15 protein-coding genes are annotated in these 23,780 nt (G+C 67.3%); 7 read left to right on the top strand and 8 right to left on the bottom strand.

All coding sequences use genetic code 11. The annotated features are described in order from the left end of the window. Nucleotides 1-531: 531 nt before the first annotated feature. From ACQPYM_RS24330 to ACQPYM_RS24320, 3 genes are all read left to right on the top strand, one after another. On the top strand, nucleotides 532-1,080 hold the full coding sequence (locus ACQPYM_RS24330; RefSeq protein ID WP_433004044.1) for a hypothetical protein: 549 nt from the start codon (nucleotides 532-534) through the stop codon (nucleotides 1,078-1,080). A gap of 203 nt (nucleotides 1,081-1,283) precedes the next feature. Next, complete coding sequence (locus tag ACQPYM_RS24325) at nucleotides 1,284-1,889, top strand: hypothetical protein (protein WP_433004041.1); 606 nt, start codon at nucleotides 1,284-1,286, stop codon at nucleotides 1,887-1,889. Between the two features lie 731 nt (nucleotides 1,890-2,620). After that, nucleotides 2,621-5,134 carry a X2-like carbohydrate binding domain-containing protein gene (locus ACQPYM_RS24320; protein ID WP_433004038.1) on the top strand — a complete coding sequence of 838 codons (2,514 nt, stop codon included), beginning with the start codon at nucleotides 2,621-2,623 and terminating at the stop codon, nucleotides 5,132-5,134. On the opposite strand, the gene ACQPYM_RS24315 is transcribed toward ACQPYM_RS24320, so the two are convergent. From ACQPYM_RS24315 to ACQPYM_RS24300, 4 genes are read right to left on the bottom strand one after another with little or no spacing between them, the layout of a single operon-like run. Continuing rightward, entirely contained in the window at nucleotides 5,099-6,163 is a 1,065-nt protein-coding gene (locus tag ACQPYM_RS24315) for an ABC transporter ATP-binding protein (protein ID WP_433004035.1), read from the bottom strand. The genes ACQPYM_RS24320 and ACQPYM_RS24315 overlap by 36 nt on opposite strands. Next, nucleotides 6,160-7,779, bottom strand: a complete 1,620-nt coding sequence (locus tag ACQPYM_RS24310; protein ID WP_433004032.1) for an ABC transporter permease — start codon at nucleotides 7,777-7,779, stop codon at nucleotides 6,160-6,162. Before ACQPYM_RS24310 ends, ACQPYM_RS24315 begins: the two co-directional genes overlap by 4 nt. Beyond that, on the bottom strand, nucleotides 7,763-8,794 hold the full coding sequence (locus ACQPYM_RS24305; RefSeq protein ID WP_433004029.1) for an extracellular solute-binding protein: 1,032 nt from the start codon (nucleotides 8,792-8,794) through the stop codon (nucleotides 7,763-7,765). The genes ACQPYM_RS24310 and ACQPYM_RS24305 overlap by 17 nt, the downstream gene beginning before the upstream one ends. Next, nucleotides 8,773-11,424, bottom strand: coding sequence for an AMP-binding protein (locus ACQPYM_RS24300; RefSeq protein ID WP_433004026.1), 2,652 nt, complete (start codon nucleotides 11,422-11,424; stop codon nucleotides 8,773-8,775). The genes ACQPYM_RS24305 and ACQPYM_RS24300 overlap by 22 nt, the downstream gene beginning before the upstream one ends. A gap of 210 nt (nucleotides 11,425-11,634) precedes the next feature. Between ACQPYM_RS24300 and ACQPYM_RS24295 the strand changes: the two genes are divergently transcribed. Continuing rightward, the gene (locus ACQPYM_RS24295; RefSeq protein ID WP_433004023.1) at nucleotides 11,635-15,699 is read left to right on the top strand and encodes a family 43 glycosylhydrolase; all 4,065 of its coding nucleotides are present in this window, start codon (nucleotides 11,635-11,637) and stop codon (nucleotides 15,697-15,699) included. Nucleotides 15,700-15,763: 64 nt separating this feature from the next. Here ACQPYM_RS24295 and ACQPYM_RS24290 read toward each other — a convergent pair whose 3' ends face one another. Next, a complete protein-coding gene (locus ACQPYM_RS24290; protein WP_433004020.1) occupies nucleotides 15,764-17,164 on the bottom strand; it encodes a BNR repeat-containing protein in 1,401 nt (466 codons plus the stop codon). Further along, nucleotides 17,161-18,636, bottom strand: a complete 1,476-nt coding sequence (locus ACQPYM_RS24285; RefSeq protein WP_433004017.1) for a glycoside hydrolase — start codon at nucleotides 18,634-18,636, stop codon at nucleotides 17,161-17,163. The genes ACQPYM_RS24290 and ACQPYM_RS24285 overlap by 4 nt, the downstream gene beginning before the upstream one ends. Nucleotides 18,637-18,829: 193 nt before the next feature. Here ACQPYM_RS24285 and ACQPYM_RS24280 point away from each other — a divergent pair, with 193 nt between their 5' ends. Continuing rightward, nucleotides 18,830-19,369 carry a sugar O-acetyltransferase gene (locus ACQPYM_RS24280; RefSeq protein WP_433004014.1) on the top strand — a complete coding sequence of 180 codons (540 nt, stop codon included), beginning with the start codon at nucleotides 18,830-18,832 and terminating at the stop codon, nucleotides 19,367-19,369. An 84-nt stretch (nucleotides 19,370-19,453) separates the two neighbouring features. After that, the gene (locus ACQPYM_RS24275; RefSeq protein ID WP_433004011.1) at nucleotides 19,454-20,440 is read left to right on the top strand and encodes an ArsR/SmtB family transcription factor; all 987 of its coding nucleotides are present in this window, start codon (nucleotides 19,454-19,456) and stop codon (nucleotides 20,438-20,440) included. On the opposite strand, the gene ACQPYM_RS24270 is transcribed toward ACQPYM_RS24275, so the two are convergent. Further along, nucleotides 20,404-21,405, bottom strand: a complete 1,002-nt coding sequence (locus tag ACQPYM_RS24270) for an ABC transporter permease (RefSeq protein ID WP_433004008.1) — start codon at nucleotides 21,403-21,405, stop codon at nucleotides 20,404-20,406. The two genes, ACQPYM_RS24275 and ACQPYM_RS24270, sit on opposite strands and share 37 nt — an antisense overlap. A gap of 175 nt (nucleotides 21,406-21,580) precedes the next feature. Between ACQPYM_RS24270 and ACQPYM_RS24265 the strand changes: the two genes are divergently transcribed. Next, nucleotides 21,581-22,114 (top strand): EF-hand domain-containing protein, encoded by a 534-nt coding sequence (locus tag ACQPYM_RS24265; protein ID WP_433004005.1) that lies wholly within the window; start codon nucleotides 21,581-21,583, stop codon nucleotides 22,112-22,114. On the opposite strand, the gene ACQPYM_RS24260 is transcribed toward ACQPYM_RS24265, so the two are convergent. Next, complete coding sequence (locus ACQPYM_RS24260; protein ID WP_433004002.1) at nucleotides 22,082-23,677, bottom strand: DHA2 family efflux MFS transporter permease subunit; 1,596 nt, start codon at nucleotides 23,675-23,677, stop codon at nucleotides 22,082-22,084. The genes ACQPYM_RS24265 and ACQPYM_RS24260 overlap by 33 nt on opposite strands. Between the last annotated feature and the right edge of the window lie 103 nt (nucleotides 23,678-23,780).

The raw sequence follows: 23,780 nt of genomic DNA, 5'->3' as shown, positions 1-23,780 counted from the left end.
AAGTAACTGTATTCGCGGTTGTACCACCGGCGTACGCGGTTTCCCCGATAGTGGCGTTGTTTCTAATCTTGCCCATGGACCGAACCGCTTTGAATCGGCCAGCGAAGATGTCGATCGCCGTGTTCAACTCCACCTGACCGAACTCCTTTGGCGCCGATTGGAAGGATCGATGTTTGACGCGAGCGCATAGGTGCTGCACGGGACTGCTGTCTCGGGCAGATTCGAAGACTCGGTATCTCACCTGTTCGAATCACAGCGTCGCATCAGGCTCCGGATATCGTTCCAACGCTGATCTGACACCTGAGTTCTTGACAGTCGCCGGGCCAGAAGTGACGATCTCCGAGGCAGGCCGCTATCTCGACTCACGCTCGGGATCGAGACATTCATCATCGTCTCCGATACCGAGAGCCGCCCCGGCGAGCGTGCATGTCGTTTCTAGCGCCTGCTTCGTTTCGTGAGGAGGCGACAAACGTGGGGAATTGGACAGCGACCTCATCAGCGGGTCGGAACTCAAGAATAATTCGGGCAGTCGTGGCCACATTTTTCGTGGCTGCGCTTTTGATTGCCCGACCCGTCGAGGCACAGGGCGATACGCCCCAGCCGGACGGTCCACCGGACACGGGAAGCCACTCGTGGTGTTACCTGTCCGGATTCAATCAGAGGACGACCGCTGATGCCGCGATGACGTGGCTGCGCGATCAGACTGTGGTGCAGACGCTGTATCCCGGAGCTTGCGACGCACACACAGATGTTCGCTGGGGACAAGGCAATCTCAGTGGCGCGTACGGTGAAGCCAGGTGCCGGACCCGGTGGGACAACGGACGGTGCGACACCTACAACGTGACGCTCGACATGGGGGCGATCAACAATGCGGCTCGCCCCAACGAACAGCTCTCGAAGACCGCCTGCCACGAGTTGGGTCACACCGTCGGGGTGCGCCATTACTTCGACAACGATCTCCCCGGGGGCGACACCGCTCACAGTTGTCTTCGGTCCGGAGAGGTCCAGGCGTCGTGGACCAACCTCAGAGTCTATGGCCATCACCACCGCACCCAGCACATTAACCCGTGGTTCAGCTGACGAAGGGACGAGCTATGACGATTCGTAAGTTGCCGGTCGCGGCCGGCCTGGCGGGGTTCGTGCTGGTTTGTGCTGCCGCGTGTGGCGGGGTGGGCGATCCCCAGTCGTCGCAGCGGGTGGAACAACCCTCGGCGGAGCAGTCTTCGTCACAGTCGACCGAGACCAAGAAGCGACCACGTGTCGATGCAGCAGTCGTCCGCGGGATGACCGACTACGACTACGAGCGAGTGACCTCGCTGGCGGCCCTGGCCCGAAGGGCTCCTTCTGTCACCCTCGGAACGGTGGTCGGCTGGACCGACGGCCGGTCTCGGGTCGAAAAGAATGGCAGCGGCTATGTGGACACCTCTCTCTTCGCGGTCCTGGAGATCAAAGTTCTGAAGTCCTACCGTGCTCTGGACGGCCGCGGCGGAGATCGCGTCTACGTCGAGGTCCCGAGGGGAGGAGAAGTCCGGGTCGACGGAAAACTGCCCGAGGGCACGAAACCCGTCCTCGCGACGATCGATGAACTGAACTCGGCTGTACCGAGAGGCACCCGCGTCATCGTTGTCGGCCGAGCTGCGCCGACAGCTACTGAGCTGGAAAAGCAGACGCCGGGCAGCACAGTTCACAACGTTGCGGCCGGACATCCGCAGGGAACCGGGCTGTTGAGAGCTCATGTGCAAGGGCTGATCTTCGAGGACGAGCAGGGGAACTTTGTCAGCGGTCTTGCCGACGAGGAGAAAGAGTGGGGTTGGGTTCCCTCCGGCAAGTCTGCCGCCGGCGGCGGATTCTCCCACCTGACTGACCAGCTCGACGCGCTGGGAAGGTAGCTACCGGGCCACTCACCGCTCAGGCGAGGCTGCGGTGGCAGGCGCCCGACGCAAAATTGTGAAACGACTGCAGCACCGGGGTTGCCGGTGCTGCAGTCGTTCGCATCGCGCCTCCCCGCCTCCGCAGCGACCGCCTTCCAAACCCCGCTCCCAGGCGCCTGACAAGTGGGGGTCCAAGGCCCGCAGTCGCCACCGATCGCCAGCAGCTCGAAGGCTGCGTAGGCGGCTGGGACGGCAGCGGCCTTGGCGCAGGTCTTCGACGGGCTGGTGACCAGACGCTGCTGGAGCGCGTCGAAACCGAGCCGGCCGTCCGTGCCGAGATGACCAATTTGCCGTTGATCTCGAGTGATGTCGTTGGAGCCATCGTGTAGAGGCGGCTCGCGTGTTGTGGACATGCCCACAACGAAGGGTGTCGGGCGGTGGCGTTGCACTTCCCGATGGCAGCGGGCCGCCTCGGCAACCGTCAAGGCACCGACGACGTTGGGGTCAAGCCCGCTGGCCGGGCGGGCGGCAGCAGTGCGTCGACGTTCAGTGAAGTCTGGCTCGCTGCGCCTGCTCCGCTGCTACGCCGGCTGCAGCAGGTAAACGGATCTGTCCGGACTGACCTCTATATCTTGACAGCGTGAAGTAAGTGTTCCAATATCCTATCGGATCCGTGTTCCTGGGAGACGTGTGGATGAGTGCGAACACCAGGGATCGCGGCTGTCAGATGATCAGAGAGGTCGCCGCTCATGACCAGATCCCTTCGACACCAGGCGATGCGCGGCGTGGTCGCGCTCGTCGCTGTCGCCGCCTTGCTCCCCGCGAGCGCCGCGGCGACGTCCGCCGTACCGGGCGCCAGAGGTCCGCAACCGGGCCCTCAAGGCGCCACCACCAAGAAAGCTCCCAGCGCGGCCAGCATCAGCAGCCCTGCGACCGTCACCACAGCAGCCGGTACGCCGCAGGGCCCGGCCGGCGATGCGGCGCTGAAGCCCTACATGGGCTGGAGCAGCTACAGCATGCAGGTCTACTCCAACGACGGCGGCAACTGGATCTCGGCCGCGCAGATCATCGCCCAGTCGGATGCGATGCGGAAGAAGCTCCAGCCGTACGGGTACAAGTACATCAACATCGACGCCGCCTGGAACGGCGGTATTGACGGGTACGGCCGGCCCGTTCCGAGCAAGAAGTTGTACCCGAACGGTCTGCAGGCCGTGATCGACCACATCCACGGGAACGGCCAGAAGGTCGGGCTCTACGCCATTCCGGGCATCTCGAAGGCGGTGCTGGACGCCAACCTGCCTGTCTACGGCAAGCCGGGATGTACGACGGGCAATCTGGCCAAGCAGCCTCTGCAGCAGGGGGACTACTGGGGTTTCGGCTATCGCGTCGACATGACGAACCCGTGCGCCCAGGCGTACATCGACTCGATCGTGGACCAGCTCGCCTCCTGGGGCGTCGACTTCCTCAAGTTCGACAGCGTGACGCCGGGTTCGGGCAAGAACGACCTGTCCCTCGACGCGCGCGACGAGGTCAAGGGCTGGTCGCAGGCGCTGGCTCGGCACAAGATCTGGCTCGAGCTGTCCTGGGCTCTCGACATCAACTACGCGGAGTACTGGAAGCAGTGGTCGAACGGCTGGCGGGTCGACTGGGACGTCGAGTGCTACTGCCCTGGTGAGGCACTCACCGCCTGGCCGAACATCTCGCGGCTCTTCCCGAAGGTCGCCGACTGGTGGCGCCACGGCGGGCCGGGTGGCTGGAACGACCTCGACTCGCTGAATGTCGGCAACGGCACGATGGACGGGCTGACCAAGGACGAGCGCCGTACGGCGGCGACGCTGTGGGCGGTCTCGGCGGCTCCGTTCTACGTCGGCAACGACCTGACCAAGCTCGACTCCTACGGGTTGGAACTGCTCACGAACCCCGAGGTGATCGCGGTCAACCAGGCCGGGCGCCCCGCCCAGCCGGTGTCCACCAAGAGCAATCGGCAGGTCTGGTACTCGCTCAACGCGGACAACTCCTACACGGTCGCGCTGTTCAACCTCGGCACCACCGAGGCGAACATGACGGCGAACTGGGCGGACCTCGGTCTGACCGGTGCGGCGACGGTCCGCGACCTGTGGGCGAAGAAGAATCTCGGCCAGTTCGCGACCGGCTACACCGCCGCGACCGTGCCCCCGCACGGAGCCCGGCTGTTCAAGGTCACGCCGCAGAAGGGCTCGGTGATCCGCGTCAACGACGACGATCTGCGGGTCGGGTACGACGGCGCCTGGCAGCGCAACGGCAACCGCGAAGTCCCGGCCGTGTCGGAGCCGCTGACCGTCACGGTCACCGATTCGGGGGGATCCACCACCGGCCAGCCGGCCACCACCTCCGGCGTACGGACCGTCGAGTTGAACAACGACGACCCAGGCATTGTCTACACGGGTTCGTGGAGTCGCAGTACGGGCCGTGGGTTGGGTGACTATCAGGACGACGTGCACTACACCGAGGCCAACGGCGACGCCTTCTCCTACAGCTTCGTCGGCAACGGCGTCGACTACGTGACGGAGAAGGACCCGTCCCAGGGCGAGGTCGAGATCTACGTCGACGGTGCCCTGAAGGCGACCGTGGACACCCACGCGGACAGCCGCTCCGCCCAGCAGGTGGTGTTCAGCATCTCGGATCTGCCGAACGGGAGCCACACGATCCGCGGCGTGAAGAAGTCCGGCCAGTTCATGCTGGTCGACAAGCTGGTGGTCCGCCAGGAGAGCCTGCTGAACCCCGGTACTGCGTCCTTCGACAAGGCGACCCCCGCCGATCTGACCACCGAGATCGCCCGTGACCCCGCCGAGCTGGCCGGGATCGCGAACGGCAGCACGGTCCTTGCCAAGGGCACCGACTACACAGTCGACGGCAAGATCGTCACCATCAGGAAGGAGTACCTGGCGGCACAGCCGGCCGGAACGACGAAACTGGAATTCCGGTTCCGTGGTGATCACCGCGACGACGTCCACGCCACGACGGCGAACGGCGCGGCGATCGACTTCACGTTCCGCGGGACCGGCGTCAGCTGGGTGACAGCACTGGGCCCGGATCAAGGCGAGGCCGAAATTTCCGTCGACGGTAAGGTCGTCGGCCGGGTGAGCCTCTTCAACGAGTCGCGCGTCACGGCCCGGCAGGTGTTCACCCTTCCTGGCCTGAAGGCTGGGCAGCACACCTTGCGGATCGTGAAGCTCTCCGGCGAGGTACTACGAAACGACGTGATCCGCTACACGACCGGCTAGCGGGAACGCGTGGGTGGGACCTGGTACGACGACGCTGACCAGGTCGCCGGGTCGAGGTGCGCCTTGACCCGGCACCCGCGCCACCAACCGGGTGTTCGTGTCGGCGAGGTCGAGCCGGACCATCGCATCTGGTCCGTGGTACGCGATCGAGACCACGCGGGCAGCCAAGCCAAGGCCGACCGTCCCGAGGACGACCTGCTCGGGGCGAACCATGACCATCACCTCGCCGGTAACCGGTTCGGCGAGCTCGAGAGTGCCCAGAACACAGTCGACGACCCGCCCATCGGCCAGTCCCGGCAGCAACATCGTGTCGCCGAGGAACCTCCCGACCTCAGGCGTTGCGGGCGCGTCGTACACCTGAGCGGGGCTGCCGATCTGGGCGAACCGGCCGTCGAGCATCACCGCGACCTGGTCGGCGAACGAGAGCGCCTCGGTCTGGTCGTGGGTGACGAGCACGGTGGTGGCGCCGCGTTCGCGCAAGGCGGTCAAGGTCGCCTCGCGGGTCGAAGCGCGCAAGGCGGTGTCGAGGGACGAGAACGGCTCGTCGAGCAGTACGACGGCAGGCTCACGAGCCAGCGCCCGGGCCAGTGCGACCCGTTGCTGCTGGCCGCCGGACAGCTGGTCCGGCCGGCGCCGAGCGAGGTCGGGGGACAACCCGACGAGTTCGAGCAGCGCGCCGACCTGGGTGGCGCGGCGGCGTTCGGCCCGGGGGAGTCCGAAGAGAATGTTGCCGGTGACATCGAGATGCGGGAACAGCGCGCCGTCCTGCCGGACGTAGCCGATCCCACGGCGCTCCGGCGCGACCAGCACCTTGCCGTCGGTGAGGACCTTCCCGCCGATCTCGATCTGGCCGCTCGACGGCCGGACGAACCCAGCGAGCGCTCGCAGGAGCGTGGTCTTGCCGCTGCCGGACGGACCGAGCACGGCGGTGGTTCCGCCCGGGCGCACCTCCAGGCTGACGTGGTCGAGCACCGCCGGACCGCCGTACCCGACGGTCAGGTCGCTGATCTTGATCCCGGCGCTCGTCATCGCCGGTCTAGGATCTGCCGGCGGAGCAGCACGGTGAGCGGTGCGGACAGCGCGATCATCGCCGCGGCGTACGGCGCGCTCGCCTGGTAGTCGAGCTCGTCACTCGCCGACCAGAACGCGGTCGCCAGCGTCTCGGTCCCGGTCGGGGCGAGCAGCAGGGTCGCGGTCAGCTCGGTCACCGTCGCGAGGAAGACCAGGACGAACCCGGTCAGCGCGGAGGGGAGGACGAGCGGGAGCACCACGCGGGCAAAGGTACCCGGCCCGGACACCCCGAGCGAACGCGATGCCTCGATCAGCTCGGTCGGCGCCGCGGCCAGACCGGACCGCCAGGCCACCATTGCCCGAGGCAAGAACAGGATCGTGTACGCCGCCACGGCGAGCGCCGCGGTCTGGTAGACCGGGCGGGCCCACTGCACGGCCAGGGTGACGAGCGCCAGCCCGATCACCACGCCGGGCAAGGCGCTCGCGACATAGGTGACTCGCTCGAGGCCGACCGCCAGCCGGGACGGGTACCGGTGCAGCAGCCAGGCTCCGGGCAGCGCGGCGAGGGTCGCGGCCAGTCCCGCCAGGACCGCCAGACCGACCGTCGAAGCAGTTGCTGAGAGCAACGGTCCGGCTTCCACGCTACCGGCGCCGATCGCCCGCACCAGCCAGCGCAGCACGATTCCTCCAGGCACCATCACTGCCAGTCCGACCAGGATGGTCAGCGCGCCGAGAGCGGGTACCGTCCAGAGACCGAGGCGGTGGGCGACAGGTGGCTGCCGGGTTCCCGTGCCGAGTCTGGCGATCCGGGCGCGGCCGCGTAGCAGCACCTCGATCGCCAGAATGCCGAGGCACAGCACCACGAGCGCCGCGGCGAGCAGGCTGCCGGCGGTGTTGCTGAACCCAACCGCGAACTGCTGCAGGATCGCAGTCGTGAACGTGGGGAACCGCATCATCTGCAGCACGCCGAACTCGGCCAGGAGGTGCAGCGCCACCAGCAACGCCCCGCCGGCGACAGCGGGTCGCAGCTGCGGCGCGACCACCCGGAGTACGGCGCCGAGGCCTGAGGCTCCGAGGGAGCGGGCGGCGTCGACGTGGCCCTGGTCAAGTGCACGCATCAGAGCGGCCGCCGGGAGGAAGACGAACGGGTAGTAGGCCAGGGATGTGACCAACACCGCGCCGCCGAGGCCCTGGACCGATGGCAGCACTGAGGTCCAGGCATAGCTGCTCACGAACGCGGGGATGGCGAGTGGGGCCAGTAGCAAGGTGCGCCAGACCCCGGCGGCGGGCAGTGTCGTGCGTTCCACCAGCCAGGCTGCGGCGCAGCCGAGCACCACGGTGATGGGGACCGTGAGCACGACCAGCAGCATCGTGTTGCGCAGCAGCTCAGCGGTCCTCGGCCGGAACAACAGCCGAGACGCCTCGGCAGTGCCGGCCGCCCAGGCCTGCCCGAAAACCACCAGCACCGGGGCCAGCATCAGTACGGCGACCAGCGCCGCGGCGAGCACGACGAGCCACGGCGTCAGCGCGGACCGGTGAACCGGGACGGCCTGAGCCACCGGAGCCCCAGAACCCGGAGTCGCCGGGCCGTCGTACGGGAGGACGGCTCCGGTCGGGTCAGAGAATGCCGGCATCTGTCATCAGCGCGCTGACCTTGTCGGAGTTCAGCGCGAACGGGTCGACCGGCGGCGCCTGCAAGGTGCTGAGCGGCGGCAGTGCCGGTGCGGAGGCCACCCCGACGCCGACCGCGTACTCCATCGAGTTGGAGTCGACGAGCACCTTCTGGCCGGCCGGGCTGGTGACGTAGGCCAGGAACTTGCGCGCCTCTGCGGGCTTCTTCGAGCCGGCCAGCACCGCACCACCCGACAGCGACACGAACGCGCCCGGGTCCCGGTTGCGGAAGTAGTGCAGCGCGGTGTTGCCGCTGCCTTCCTTGCTGCCGGCCTGGTCGCGGTACCAGTAGTAGTGGTAGATCACGCCGCACGGGATCTCGCCGGCGTTCACCGACTTCATCGTGGCGATGTTGTTCTGCAGCGCCCGGGCGTTCTCCTTCAGGCCTTTCAGCCACTCGGTCGTCTTCTGCTCACCCTGCCCGGCGAGCATGCCGGCGACGATGGCCTGGAAGTCCGCGCCGCCGGGCGCGCAACCCCAGCGGTCCTTCCACTCCGGCCCTGCGAGGTCCATCAGGGACTTCGGCAGCTCGGCCTTCGGCAGCTTCTCCGGGTTGTAGACCATGACCGTGGACCGGGCGGCGATCGAGGTCCAGGCCTTCGACGATGGGGTCAGGTTGGCCGGCACCTGGCGACGGGTCGCCTCCTCGAGCGGGGCGAGCAGGTTGCTCCGCTCGACCAGCGTCATCGCCGGGCTGTTCTCGGTGAGGAACACGTCCGCGGGTGACGAGGAGCCCTCGGCAACGATCTGGTGGCCCATCGAGGAGTCGGAGCCCTTGCGGATCTGCACCTTGATCCCGGTCGATGCGGTGAACGCCTCGACCCACGCCTTGGTGACGTTCTCGTGCTGCGAGGAGTAGACCTGGAGCGAGCCCGGGTCGGCCTTGTACTCGTCCTTGGCCTTGTCCTCCGACCCGCAGCCCACCAGGCCCACCGTGCCGATGGCCCCCAGGCCGGTCAGGAACGTGCGTCGACGCATGGTCGATCCTCTCTCACAGAATTCAGCGCCGTCTGGAGACGGCGGATCAGGGTCCCACGCGCCGGCCGCGGCCCCGGCAATGGCAAGGGCAACGGCAAGGGCAACCGGCGGAGCACGAAGGTGCTGACCGCGCAGAAGGCGAGGCCGGCGGCGAGCGAGGCGAAAAACTGGACGATAGGGGTGCCGAAGAACGCGAACATCTGGAACTGGATCAGGTAGATGTGCAGCGACGCAGCGGCCAGTACGCCGAGCGGCCGGACCAGCAAGCCAGGGACCGGCACGGTCGGCAGCAACGCCAGCAACAGGAGCCCGGCCATGATGGTCAGGTTCCGCTCCCAGACCGGGAAGAACCCGATGGTCGCGGCCGCCGCGACGACAGCCGTGATCACCCGGCGCCGCCCGGTGTCCGCGAGTGCCATCGCGATACCGGCGACAAAGAGCCAAGCCACCGTACCCGGAAGGCCCCGCACCGGCCCTTCGACCAACGCGAGCACCAGATAGCGCGGTACCAGCAGGACAGCCAGGGCGACCATCGCGGTGCGCCAGGGGTTCGCGGCGTACGCCGCCCGCACGAGCGGCAGGGCGAGCACCGCCGTCGTCAGCACCGACAGCATCAGCAGGGCTTCGACGAACCAGAAGATGTTGATGTCCCGCGGCCGGACCAGCCAGTGGACCAGCGCCAGATTCGACCAGTGGATCGATCGGGAGACGAACACCATCACGGCAGCCACGACGAGAGCCGGTACTGCGATGCCGATGACCGCCCGAGTTGTCCGCCGGACCCGATCGGCCGTTCCCCGGGCGGTGAGGACGTACCTGGCGAACAGGAATCCGGCGACCGCGAGCAGGATGTGCGCCCCACCCGTCAGCTGGAACAGGTCGACGTGGCTGGCGCAGATCGTGATCACGGCCACTCCACGCAGGAGCACGGTGGTCTCGACCCGCTGCGTCATGGCACGGCGTACCGGTCGGCTCTGGCGGCGCTGGTCGGCCAGAACGGCGAGGTCGCGGATCGGCCGGTGATGCCAGTCGGGCGGCAGTTCGCCGATCAGCCGGGTCAGGCGGAGGGAGGCCATGACGTGGTTGAACGAGTCGCCTCCGAGCTCCGCGAAGGACCGGTCCGGGTCCGTCACGCCACCGCGGAGCAGCGGTGCGAGGAGGGCAACGACTGCCGTGAGCGATCCGTCGGCGCCGATCGCGGTCTCCGTCGCCACGTCATCCGATGGCAGCGCAGCCGTGGTGTGCAACGCGGCGCAGGCACGGCGATCCGGCTTGCCGTTGGGCAGGATCGGCAGCTCGGCGACCTCGTGGGTCGAGACCACGGACACCCCGAGACCGGCCGCCGACGCCGCCTGATCGCGGACGGCTGCCGGCTCGTGTCCACCCGATCGATAGGTGACTTGAAGCTGGTCGTCGGTACCGGTGACGCAGCACGGAACCCCGTTGGCGCGCAGTGCACGCTCGACCTGGCCGAGGTCGATCCGGATGCCCATGATCTTCACGTGATCGGATCGCCGGCCGACGATCCGGACCAGCCCGTCGGTATCGATCCTGGCGAGATCGCCGGTCCGCAGCTCGGTCTGAACCCGGCCCAGCGCAAGGTCGACAGGGTGTTCGGCGTACCCGAGCATCACGCCGGGACCGGTGAAGACCAGCTCGCCGACCGGACCGTCCAGAGAATCGGGCTGCTCGATGCCTTCCGGGTCCAGCCGGAACGCGGAGCCCGCGATCGGCCAGCCCACCGCGTCCGGGTACTGACCGGCCAGCTCTGGTGGCAGCACCGCCATCCGGGCGGTCGCCTCGGTCTGCCCGTACATGACCGCCAGCCCCCAGCCGCCAACGCGACCGCGCGCATCCAGTTCCTTCACCCGTACTGCGGGCAGCGCGCCGCCCGCTTGGGCCAGCAGCCGCAGCGAGGGGAGATCGTCCAGAACCCCTTGTACGTCGAGCAAATCGACCACATGGGGTGTCGCAGGCAACAAACTGACCGTGTTCCGGCGCAGTTCATCGGCGAAGGTGGGGTCGGTCACCGACCCATGCCACAGCACGGCGGTTGCGCCGGCCCGGAGCTGGGCGTGCAGCACCGACAGGCCGAAGCAGTAGTGCAACGGCAGTGAGGTGATGGCCCGGTCGTCAGGGCTGATCGACAGCGCCGCCGCAATCCCATCCGCGTTGCTGACGAGGTTCGCGCGGCTCAGCCGAACGAGCTTGGGTGAACCGGTGCTCCCCGAAGTACTCATCAGGACCGCGAGCTCCGGGTGGAGCTCGTACTGCGGATCAATAGCCTCGTCCAGCGAGCCAGTGAACGTGCCGTCGTCGTGGAGCCATAAATCCGGTGGGTAGGCGGTCGTGATCGAGGCGTGCTCGGGAGGTGTGATCAGCGCGACATGCCCGGCCTTGAGAACGGCGAGGTAGCCGACCACCAGTTCCCGCGTGGCCATCAGCGGGACGTGCACGAGCCGGCGTCCGGCCTGAACCCCCGGCAGCTCGGCGGCAAGCGCTTCCACTCGCTCGATCAGCGTTCCATAGGTCAGCGTGCCGCCTGCGTCGACGAGGACGGGACGGTTGATGTCGGCAGTGCCGGACCACAAGACAGCGCCGGCCGTCAGCCGGGCTTGGGGCTGGAACACGGAGGTGAGGCTAACCTAAGAGTTGATGCCTCCTCAACAACTCGGCCAGCGACGGTTTTCACCGCAGATGAGTGGGTTCAGCGTTAACGAGTGGCGAATGGACGGCCGGTAGCCGGCCTGGGTCGATGGCGTGAGGTCTTGACGTAGTGGTGCGGGCTCAGCGAGAGTACCTCGGACTGTTAGCGCTAACACATCATCAGTGAGGTCTCCATGCAGATCGGCACGCGCTCTTCCCGGTGGGCAGCAACCGCTGTCCTCGCCCTCCTCGGCGGCCAGCTCCTTCTGCCCCCGACCACTGCCGGCGCCGCGGCCGAGGATGTGACCGCGGGGCTGGTACTGCGCTACGACCTCGCGCAGACGTCCGGTACGACGGTGGCCGACAGCTCCGGCAACGGCCGCAACGGGACGCTGGTCGGCGGTGGGACCTGGAGCGGCTCGGACCTCACTCTCGACGGCACCGACGACTACGTGAAGCTGCCCGACAACGTGATGGCCGGGCTGGACTCCATCACCGTGTCCAGCGATGTGCTCATCGCGACCGACCAGGCCACGCCGTTCTTCCTCTGGGGTCTCGGCAACACCGCGTCGTCGAGTGCCGGCACCGGCTATCTGTTTGCCAGCGGCAACAGCTTCCGGGCCGGTATCACCACGACCAACTGGTCCGGTGAGAAGGTCACCGCGAAGACCCCGGCCGGCAACCTCGCGCGGGGTGTCTGGAAGACCGTCACCTACACCCAGACCGGCACCACCGGCACTCTCTACGAGGACGGGGTGCAGGTCGGTCAGAACACCGCGGTCAGCGTCCTGCCGAGCCAGGTCGGCGGCGGCGTGACCACGAACAACCTGCTGGGCAAGTCGAACTACGGCACCGACCGCACGCTGAAGGGCAAGGTCCGGAACTTCCGTGTCTACAACCGCGCACTCAGCGCGGAGGAGGTCGCGTTGATCGCACTGACCGACCAGGCCAAGGCCGACGGTGCCGCCGCGGCGCTCTCCGTCGTCCACGCCGACGACGTCCGTGGCAATCTGACCCTGCCGGCGACGGGCGAGTACGGCGCCTCGGTCACGTGGGCCTCATCCGCTCCGGACGTGGTCAGCAGCGCAGGTATCGTCCACCGGCCCGTGAACGGCGCTGGTGACGCCCAGGTCACGCTGACCGCGACCACCAAGGTCGGTGCGGCCACTGCCACCCGGCAGATCGCTCTGACGGTGCGCGAGCTCAAGGCGGCCGCGCCGTACACCGGCTATGCGTTCAGCTACTTCACCGGCAACTCGATCGCGGGGGAGAAGATCTACTTCGCCGCCAGCCGGGGCAACACCGCGCTCAAGTGGGACGAGCTCAACAACGGCCGGCCGGTGCTCGAGTCGACCAAGGGCACGCTCGGACTGCGCGATCCGTTCCTGATCCGTTCGCCCGAAGGCGATCGGTTCTTCCTGATCGCGACCGACCTGTCGATCGGTCGCAATGGCGACTGGGATGCCGCGCAGCGCCAGGGGAGCCGCTATCTGGAGGTCTGGGAGTCCACCGACCTGGTCACCTGGTCCGAGCAGCGGCACGTCCTGGTCTCGCCCGAGACCGCCGGGAACACCTGGGCGCCCGAGGCGTACTGGGACACCGAACTCCAGTCGTACGTCGTCTTCTGGGCCTCGAAGCTGTACGCCGCCGACGACCCCGGCCACACCGGTTCGACGTACAACCGGATGCTCTATGCAACGACTCGTGACTTCCGTACCTTCAGCAAGCCGGAGATCTGGCAGGACCGGGGCGAGTCCCGGATCGACTCGACGGTGATCAGGGAGAGCGGCACGTACTACCGCTTCACCAAGGACGAGGGCGGTGGCGGTACCGGCTGTTCGGACATCATCCAGGAGAAGTCCTCGTCGCTGACCGCGGTCGACCTGCCCGGCAAGGCCGCCTGGGCGATGCAGGACTCGTGCATCGGTCGCGACGCCGGTACGTCGGCCGTCGAGGGACCGACCGTGTTCAAGGCCAACCCCGGTGACACTTCCGGCTCGAACTACTACCTGTTCGTCGACGAGTACGGCGGCCGTGGGTACATCCCACTCGGGACGAACGACCTCGAGGCGCCGGACTGGAAGGTCCCGTCGACGTACTCGCTGCCGGCCAGCCCACGCCACGGCACGGTCCTGCCCGTGACCCAGGCCGAGCTCGATCGGCTGCGCGACGGCCTGGTGCTGCCGGAGCCGGTGAAGGCCGATGCGAACGGGATGGTTGCGCACTACCCGCTGGACCAGAATGCGAACGACGTGACCGGCCATGGGTACGACGGCGTTGTCTCGGGTGATGCGACCTGGGCCGACGGCGCGCTCAACCTCGGCGGCGTCAACGGCCATGTGAAGCTGCCCGACAACATGATGACCGGGCTGGACGCGATCACCGTCTCGACCAAGGTCTGGATCGACAGCGGCCAGGCGACGCCGTACTTCATCTGGGGTCTCGGCAACACCGCCGGCGACATCGGCAACGGCTATCTGTTCACGACCGGCAACAACTACCGGACGTCCATTGCCTCGGGCAACTGGTCGACCGAGCAGACCGCGACCGCGTCCGGGGCCGTACCGCGGGGTGTCTGGAAGGCGCTGACCTACACCCTCACGCCGGACGGCATCGCCACCATCTACCTCGACGGAGTGCAGGTCGGCCGGAAGACCGGCGTCACCATCGCGCCGGGCGACATCGGCGGCGGCCGGACGACGGCCAACTACATCGGGCGTTCCGTCTACACCTCCGACAAACACCTCAAGGGCAAAGTGCGCGATTTCCGGCTGTACAACCGGGCCCTGTCGGCCGCCGAGGTCAGCGACCTGGACGCCGATCCGCGAGCGATCATCGGCGCCGAGCTGGCCAGTCTCAAGGTGCCGGCGATCATCGACGACGCGTCGTCGACCGTCACGCTGCCGGTCGTCCCCGGCACGGACCTGACCAAGCTGTCGCCGGTTCTGAAGGTGGTTTCCAGCTCGACGATCTCGCCGACCGGCACGGTCGACCTCTCGACGCCGAAGACCTTCACGGTCACGGCCAAGGACGGAACCACGCGCACCTGGACGGTGAAGGCCCTCGTGATGCGCTCGCCCGTGCTGGCTGGGTTCAACGCGGATCCGAACATCGCGCGCTTCGGCGACACCTACTACCTCTACGTGACGACCGACGGAGTCGCCGGCTGGGGTGGCAAGGACTTCTACGTCTGGAAGTCGAAGAACCTGCTGGACTGGCAGCGATCGGCGCAGCCGTTCCTGACCCTTGATGGTGCCAATGGCAACGTTCCGTGGGCCGGCGGCAACGCGTGGGCGCCGACGATCATCGAGCGGGGCGGCAAGTACTACTTCTACTTCTCCGGCCACAACCCGACGTACAACCGCAAGACGATCGGCGTCGCGGTGGCCGACAGCCCGGAGGGCCCGTTCACCGCACAGCCGGCCGCGATGATCCTCAACAACGAGGCGGTCACCTCCGGACAGGCGATCGACCCGGCCGCATTCCAGGATCCCGTCACCGGGCGGTACTACCTGTTCTGGGGCAACGGTTCACCGGTGTACGCCGAGCTGAGCGACGACATGCTGGCCATCAAGCCGGAGACCCTCAAGAAGATCAGCGGTCTGACGGACTTCCGCGAGGGGACCTTCGTCGACTACCGCAGGGGGACGTACCACCTGACGTACTCGATCGACGACACCGGTTCACCCAACTACCGGGTGGGCTACGCGACCGCGACGAGTGTCGACGGGCCGTGGACCTACCGTGGCGTCATCCTCGAGAAGGACCCGGCCCAGGGCATTCTCGGGACCGGCCACCACTCGATCGTCCAGGTGCCCGGCACGGACGAGTGGTACATCGCCTACCACCGCTTCGGGATGCCGGGTGGCGACGGCACACATCGCGAGACCACGATCGACCGGCTGACCTTCGGCGCGGACGGGAGGATCGCGAAGGTGATCCCGACCCTGACCAGCATCAAACCCGTAGTCCCGTTGACGCCGGCACCGAAGCTGGTGAAGGTACCTAGAGCGGAAGGCAAGACGGTCGCGGGGTACACCCTGACGGCCACGCCTGGCGCGTGGGGCAAGACCGGTCTGCGGTTCGAGTACCAGTGGATGCGCGACGGAGTGTGGCTGCCAGGCGTGACGACCAAGCAGTACCGCCTCACCCAGGCGGATGTCGGTCATCGGCTGGCCGTGCGAGTGACAGCTCTGTACCCAGGTGCCGCGCCCGCGATCGCCCACTCGAACGCCACGGCCGCGGTAACCCCCGGATAGGTCTGGCCCCGTCCAACCCACCTGAGCGGGTTGGACGGGGTTCGACCGTACTTCGTCCGCGTCGTCAGCCGAGGCGGACGTCGAGCACGCGGATCGGCGACGGCGTAGTACCGGTGGAGCGTTGCTGGTACTGGAACGACAGAACGCCGTCGACCGCCACTCTGGACGCGTCGACGTTGACCTCACCGAACGCGTTCAGCGACCGGTCGAAGACCAGAGTCCAGTCGGTCCAGCCGGTCGCCTTGCTCGCCGAGACGATCCGCCCACGCGGCATCACCAGATACGCGTTGTCGTTGCGATCGAGGACCAGCTTGGTCCGCTGCGTGCTCCCCGGCGCGACCGGAACCTCGCGTTTGGTCCAGCTGCCGTTCGCGTTCCGTACGACGTGGAAAGTGCGCCCGTACTGCGTGCGCTGCTGCGCATAGTTGGAGACACACTGCGTGAACCGCCCCGGCACGTAGCTGATCACGACATGCGGCGTACCGGTGGAGTCCGCGCCCTGCCCTTCTTGGTTCATCAGACCGTGGTTGGGGTCCAACGGGTCCGCGACCAGGCCCGGCGAGTTGATCGAGACCCTCGTACCACCGGTGCTCCCGACGACCGTGCCGGCGCCATTGCGCCAGGTCCGGCCGCGGTCGTCGCTGTAGACATAGCCGGTGTCGTGGTTGGTCAGGCCGCCGGAGTTGCACAGCACGCGCGAATTGCCCTCACGCCAGGTGAATGCCGCGTGCAGCCGACCGCGGCGGTCGTAGGTGAGGCCGTGGAGATACATGTTCCGCGTCGTGGACACGACACCGTTCGGCCCGGTGTAGTTGCCGGTGGCGGACGACCACACGCCGAGCTTCCGCCAGGCTCCGTTGGAGTACTCGGCCAACTCGTTGACGCCGTTGCCCGACCCGCCGGTCCGGTAACTGAACTGCAGGGCGCCTTCCGGCGTCACGACGAACTGCGGATAGGTCAGGTTGCCCAGCTCGACCCCGCCCAGAGTCCGTTGCACCGTACCGAAGACCGCTGCGGACCATTGGTGTGAGCCGGGTTGGGTGGTGAGTCCCGCCACCGACTTCACGTAGTACAGGCGGGTGTTGTGGGTGTCCATGCCGACGTGCAGGGTGCCGTCGCGTGGGGAGATGCCGAGTGAGATGACGTTGTGGGAGTCGTTGATGCTCAGACGATGGGGGAGGACCGCCTTCTGCCAGGTGCTACTGCCCAGGGCACGCCTGGCGATGACGGCGTTGCGGGTGGAGGTGTACCACGCGGCGTACTGGTAGCCGTTGTAGGTGACCAGGGCGTCCTGGAATGCGTTGTTGTTGACCAGGCCGTCGTACGACACGAAGTACAGGGCGGACTGGTCCAGGAGGGTGTCGGCCAGGACGGTGACGCCCGGGCCCGCGTGCGCGACGGTGGGCTGGGCGATCGGCTGGATCAGGCAGGTGGCGAGCGCGATGGCCGCCACCGCTCTCTTCACCGGGCGACCCCGTCGATCTGGATTGTCTGTACTGCGCCTGCCGCGAAGGGGACCCGGACCGACTTGCTGGTCACCGTGAGGTCCTGGCGTCTGGTGTAGCGGTCCCCGGAGCCGGAGGTCAGGGTGGACCAGCGGGTGGCTGTGCTGTTGGGGACCGTGGCGAAGGGGGTCAGGTCGAAGGTCAGGTTCTGTGCGGCACCGTTGTTCGCGGCAACGATCACCAGGCGGCGCGCGGCCGGGTCGTGGGCCGCTATCGCGTAATCGACGCCGGTGTTGATGATCCGCATGCCCGGCCGGATGTGCCGGGTGAACTGGGCCAGTACGTAGAGCTTCGTCTCCACGGCGCCGGCCTGGCCCGCGTTGCCGTCGTACCGGATCGCGCCCCAGCCGGCCGTCGGGTCCATGATCTGCCAGTAGCACCAGGCCGTCGGCTTGAGCCAGCGGAAGTCCATCAGCAGGCAACGGGCCGTCATCATCCCGCTGCCGTCGCTGTCGCCGTGCTCGGAGTTCCACAGAATCTTGCCCGAGGCACGCACATCGTTGCCGAGCAGATCCCGCCGGCCGCTCAGACCTTGATAGCCATGCACATTGACCTGTCGCACCCGGCCCTTGGTGGCCGAGTCGAAGCCGTTCCACGTCGTCCGGGCGAGGTCGTAGTTGGTCTCGTCGGAGGCCGAGATCCCTATGCCGGTCAGGCCCAGCCGGTCCAGCTCGGTGCGCATGTTGGTGATGACGCTGCGCTGGGTGGTGGCGTCGATGTGGCAGCCTTCCTGCCCGCCGTCGGCCTTCCACCAGTTCGACGACGGCTCGTTGAACGGGTCGACCGTCCGGAAGTTCACACCCCACTGGTCACGGGCGCGGCGAGCGGTGACGGCCAGGTGCAGAGCGTGCTGGCGATGGTTCCACGACTGGAGATTGTTGCCGCCGTCCGCGGCGCCGGACGGGTTGTGGTTCGAGCACATCCACCACATCGGCGAGTTCGCGAAGAGTTCGCTGATCGCGCCGCGCTGGGTCGCCTTGACCAGCATCGCGCGCTGCTTGGCGTCGGCGTTCCAGTTCCAGGCCGAGGACGCCGGGTCCTCGTTGCCCCAGTCCTGCCAGAATCCCTCGATCTGCTTGAACCGCGGAATGTTGGGTGAGGCAACCATGCGCGCGCTGCCGACGGCGTTCCAGCTGCACGCACCGAGGTTGTAGCGGGCGATGTTCATCCCCAGGCCGGGCAGCGAGGCACCGTTGTAGCTGACCGTCTTGGTGGTGAAGAACAGGTCGGCGAAGTCGTCCCGGTCGCCGAACACGTTCGCCCACCACGCGAGTGAGGTGCCCCAGCCTTCCCACCCACCCTGGTCGCTGGCCGGGTCGACGCGGACGGTCGCGTCGGCGTGCGCAGTACCGGTGCTGAGTACTCCGGTTGCGGCCGTGACGCCGGCCGCGGCGAGCAGAGTTCGGCGGTTGATCCTTGCTGGTGAGTTCATGGGGGCGGTCTCCTCACTGACAGGTGGAAGACCATCCGAGTGGCTGGTCTGGTCTGCCGTCAACGTTCCGAACATGAACGATCACAGTCGACCAAACACAACCAACAGTTGTGGCGCGCCGCCGCCTCGGTTGTTTGTGCGCGCCGACCGGCCCTGGTTACATCGGCGCCTTCGGCGATCAGGAGGAGCAGCAGTGGCGGACTACGACATCCCGAAGGATTTCCGGCAACGCGTCGAGCGGGCGATCCGCGTGACCGAGCACCTCAACACCCTCCGGTACGACGAACTGGCGGCGATCCGCGCGACCTGGGCCGACCTGACCGGGCAGCCCGTCGACGACACGTTCGTCCTGATCCCGCCGGTGTACTCCGACCACGGGATCAACCTCCGGCTCGGGCGCAACGTGTTCGTCAACCAGGGCTGCCGGTTCAACGACATCGGCGGGATCGAGATCGGCGACGAGGTGATGATCGGCCCGGATGTCAGCCTGATCACCTCAGGCCATCCGCTCGACCCGGCGACGCGTCGCTCGGGCATCACCGCGGACCCGATCCGGATCGGGCGCAACGTCTGGATCGGCGCGCGGGCGATGATCCTGCAAGGCGTGACGGTCGGAGACGACGCGGTGATCGGCGCCGGCGCGATCGTCACGCACGACGTCCCGCGCGCGACGCTGGCCGTCGGCGTACCGGCGAGGGTCATTCGCCATCTCGGTACGCCGACAGGCCCCTGACGCGGTGCGGCCGGCGATGACCCTGTGCGTCGAGTTCACTGGATGATCTGCACGAGGCGTTCGTCAGGCACCCGGGGAGGTCGAATGCTCACCTTGCGGTTGAACGGGGTGGATCTGAGCCGGACGGTGGTGCGGTCGGCGCCGTCAGCGATGTCCGAGCTTTCCGCCGCCGGCAAGCGGATCATGCAGTCCTTGCCGGTGCCGCCGCATCTGGCCGCTTGGTCGGCTCGTACACGGGCGGCTGTCCGGCCGGTGATGGCGCCGTACCTGGAGCTGTGCCGGGTGCCGCGCTGGATGCCGGACTTCCTGACCCCGGTCTCGAGTGACAGCGACTTCGCGACCGCGCTCGAGCAGGTGCTTGCCACTCCGGCTGAGACGATGCTCGCCGAGCTTCGGCCGCGGATCGAGAGTGGAGACCTACCGGACCGGACCGCTCGGCTAGGTGATCCAGCGGCGCTCAGGCGGCTCCGCGCGGCCGCCGAAGCCTTTCACGCGGTGGCGGTCGCGCCCTACTGGACGGACATCGTCGCCTCGGTGCACGCGGATCGGGCAGCGCGTGGCGTCACCCTCGTCGACCAGGGCATCGACCGGGTGCTGCACACCCTCAGCCCTCAGCTTCGGTGGCAGGCCTCGACTCTGTCGTACGAATGCCCGGGCGGCGCCGACCTGGTGATCACGCCGGGCGGACGCGGCGTCACCCTCGTTCCGTCGTACCTGGTGCCGACTCCGAACTTCATGGATGTCGGTACGTCGCCGGTGATCCTCACGTATCCGATCAGCCACCAGCCGGACGAGTTGAGCTTCACCGAACCGCTCGGCGACCTGCTCGGACGGACCAGGGCGGCAGTACTCGCGGCGGTGGTCGGCGGGCGCAGTACCAGTGAGGTGGCCGCGGTCGTCGGGATCTCGGCCGGGTCTGCCAGCCAGCATGCCTCCGTACTGCGTTCGGCGGGTTTGATCACCACCCACCGGACCGGCTCTTCGGTTCGTCACCTGGTCACGCCGCTCGGGAGCGACCTGCTGAGTCGCGGGGTTCACGACGGCCGGACGCGCGGATCGATGAAGGCGTAGGCGATGTCGACGAGGGCATTGGCGACGATGACGAAGACCGTCACCACCAGGACGACGGCCATGATGACGGCCAGGTCGACGCCCAGCACCGCGTCGATCGTCAGCCGGCCCATGCCGTAGATGCTGAAGATCTGCTCGGTGATGATGGCCCCACCGAGCAGGCTGCCGAGGTCGAGGCCGAAGAGGGTGACGATCGGTGCCAGTACTGCGCGGAGCCCATGCCGGTAGATGACCCTGGTCTCGCTCAGACCTTTGGCCCGTGCGGTGACGATGAAGTCCTCGTTCATTACGTCGATCATGGTGGCGCGCGTCATCCGGGTGTACAGGGCGGCGTAGACCATGGCCAGCGTGATCCACGGCAGGGTGTACGACTTGAGCCAGGCTCCCAGCCCTGCGGACAAAGCGAAGTTTGCGGTGTCGGGGTGGGGAAAGAGCTGGAGCTTGACCACGAAGGTCAGGTACAGCAGGTTGCCGATCACCAGTGTCGGCATCGACGCACCGATCAAGGCCAGGCCGACTGCTGCTTTGTCGATCCATTCGCCTCTGCGGAGTGCGGCCGTGACGCCGAGCAGCACGCCACTGGTCAACCAGAGGACGGCACCGCCCGCCGCGAGCCAGAAGGTCGGCCAGAAAGCTTCGGTGATCGAGCCCCAGACCTGGACACCGGTGTGGATGGAACGGTCGAAGCACGGCCAGTCGCACTGCTCCTTCGTTCCTTCACTGCCCAGCTGTCGGCCGTTGGGGTTGACCAGCCCGCTCATGTAGGTGCCGTACTGGACGATCAGCGGTTTGTCGAAGCCGTAGGTCCGGTCGATCTCGGCGAACCGCGCGGTGGTGCAGTTGTAGTTGCAGATCTCCCTGGCCGGCCGTGCGTTCGACGTCCAGAACAAGGCGAAGGTGATGACGCTGATCAGCCAAGCGGTCAGCACCATCTGCAGCACCCTGCGAACGACAAAAGAGATCACGGCTCCGAGCGTGAACCGCCGAACAACCCCAGCCCACACCATTCGACTCTGCCTAAAAGGCGGAACACTCTGAAGTCAAGCGGTGACAAAGAGCGACATCGGTTACATACTGAAGCCGGTCACTGTCAGTGTCCGGGATCGCCCGGGCACGAGCGATCTGCTCTGGGGAGGGCGTATGGCCAGTGAGTTTCAGCGGCGCAAGGTGGCCGCGGTGTTCGAGGCGATGGATGCGGACGGTAGCGGGTATCTGGAGGAGTCCGACTTCGAGACGCTGACCGAGCGCTGGGTCGGCATCCGCGAGTGGCAGCCGGGCAGCGCGGAGTACGAGCGGATGCGGGCGATCATGATGGGCTGGTGGTCCGCGGTCACGACGCTGTCGGACGCCGGTCAGGACGGCAAGGTGTCGCTCGACGAGCTGATGACGGTCGTCGACCAGTTGCCGGCCATGGACGACGCGGTGTACGCGACAGCGGACGCGATGTTCGATGCGATCGATCAGAACGGCGACGACCGCATCGCGCTGGCGGAGCACAAGCAGGTCGTCTACGCCTGGAAGGGCTCCGCTGACGGTATCGAGGACGCCTTCGAGAAGCTCGACCTCGACGGTGACGGCCAGCTGTCGCGGACCGAGTTCCGCGACCTCTGGGCAGACTTCTGGCGAGGCGACGACCCGAAGTCACCGTCCCAATGGGTCTTCGGTCGGTACTGAGCTGGACTTCCTCTCGTGTTTGCGGGGGAGGAGCAAGGCGGGCACCAAGGTCAGGCCGACCAAGGCCCAGGCGACCCAGTACGTGTGGGAGAAAGCGGAGGCGGCGTCAGTCAGGCCGCGGCCGATGGCGGCGGGGTCGATGTTGAGCGGGCCGAGGCTCTCGGGTCTGGTGCTGGACAGGATGGCCGCCTGGGTCTCGCGGAGGCCCCCGCCCAGCCCCGGGATGTTCTGCGTGCCGGGAATGATCGGCGAGTCGTTGAGCCGGTTGGTGAGGATCACGGACATCGTCGCCACACCGACGGAGGAGGCGATCTGCTGGGTGATGTTGAGCAACGTCGAACCGCGCGCGACCTGGGCTCCGGAGAGGGTCCGGAGTGCGGTGGTGAACAGCGGCATCATGGTGGCGCCCATCCCGAAACCCATCACGACCAGCATCGCGATGATCAGCGGGTACGACGTCGTGGCGGTGATCTGGGTCAGGCCGAACATGCCCACCACGATCAGCGCGAGCCCGACCGGCACGATCCGGCCGACCGGAATCTTGTCGACCAGCCGGCCGGCGATCGGCATGGTCACCATGGCGCCGAGGCCCTGCGGTGCCACCAGGAGGCCCGCGTTCAGGGTGGACTCGCCACGGATCTGCTGGAAGTAGGTCGGTACCAGGAGCAACCCGCCGAAGAACGCGGCCGCGAACAGGAACATCGTGATGATCGAGATGGTCAGGTTCCGGTCGCGGAACAGCCTCAGGTCGAGCAGCGGGTGCTCCGGCCGGAAGGAGTGCCAGACGAAGGCCGCCATCAACACCACTCCGACCAGCATCGAGATCCACACCCGTGGGGCACCGAAGTCACCACCCTCGGCGGGGAGCGAGGAGACGCCGAAGAGGAACAGCGCGAGCCCGGGGGACATCAAGGCCACACCGAGGAAGTCGAACGACTCCGACCGCTCCGCGTGGTCCGGGGCCAGCGCGAACCAGGCGTAGACCAGCGCGATCGCGCCGAGCGGCACGTTGATCAGGAAGATCCAGTGCCAGCTCGCCACCTCGATCAGCCAGCCACCCAGGATCGGACCGAGAATCGGGCCGAGCAACATCGGTACGCCGAGAATGGCCATCAGCCGGCCCATCCGGTGCGGACCCGCGGCCCGGGTCATGATCGTCATGCCCAGCGGCATCAGCATGCCACCGCCCAGCCCCTGCAGGACCCGGAAGGCGATCAGCATGTCGATACTCGACGCGGTCGCGCACAGGGCCGATCCGGCGGTGAAGAGGAAGATCGCGGCCATGTAGAGCCGCTTCGTCCCGAACCGGTCGGCCGCCCAGCCGGTCAGCGGAATGACGGTGGCGAGCGCCAGTGTGTACGCCGTCACCGTCCACGCGACGTGCGAGTAGGCGACCGGGCTGTCGGGCGAGCCGAACTCGTCCTGGAAGGTCGGCAGGGCGACGTTGACCACGGTGATGTCGAGGATCGACATGATGGCCCCGAGCACCACGACCCCGGCGATCTTCAGCACGGCCGCATCGATGTGGTCAGGGTAGTCCGGCTCGGCAGCTGACTGGCTCACGATTCTCCCCTCGGCACGATTTTCGACCCTGCCGACGTTACGCGCCCGCCCCCGCCAGACACGAGCACTTTCTTTCAACTCGGTGCCCCGGCGTCGGCTCGCC

Origin of the sequence: Kribbella sp. CA-294648 (assembly GCF_050943845.1) — a bacterium.
Classification (GTDB): domain Bacteria; phylum Actinomycetota; class Actinomycetes; order Propionibacteriales; family Kribbellaceae; genus Kribbella.
Note: the sequence above shows the minus strand (reverse complement) of the source record. Positions and strands in the feature narration are given on the sequence as shown.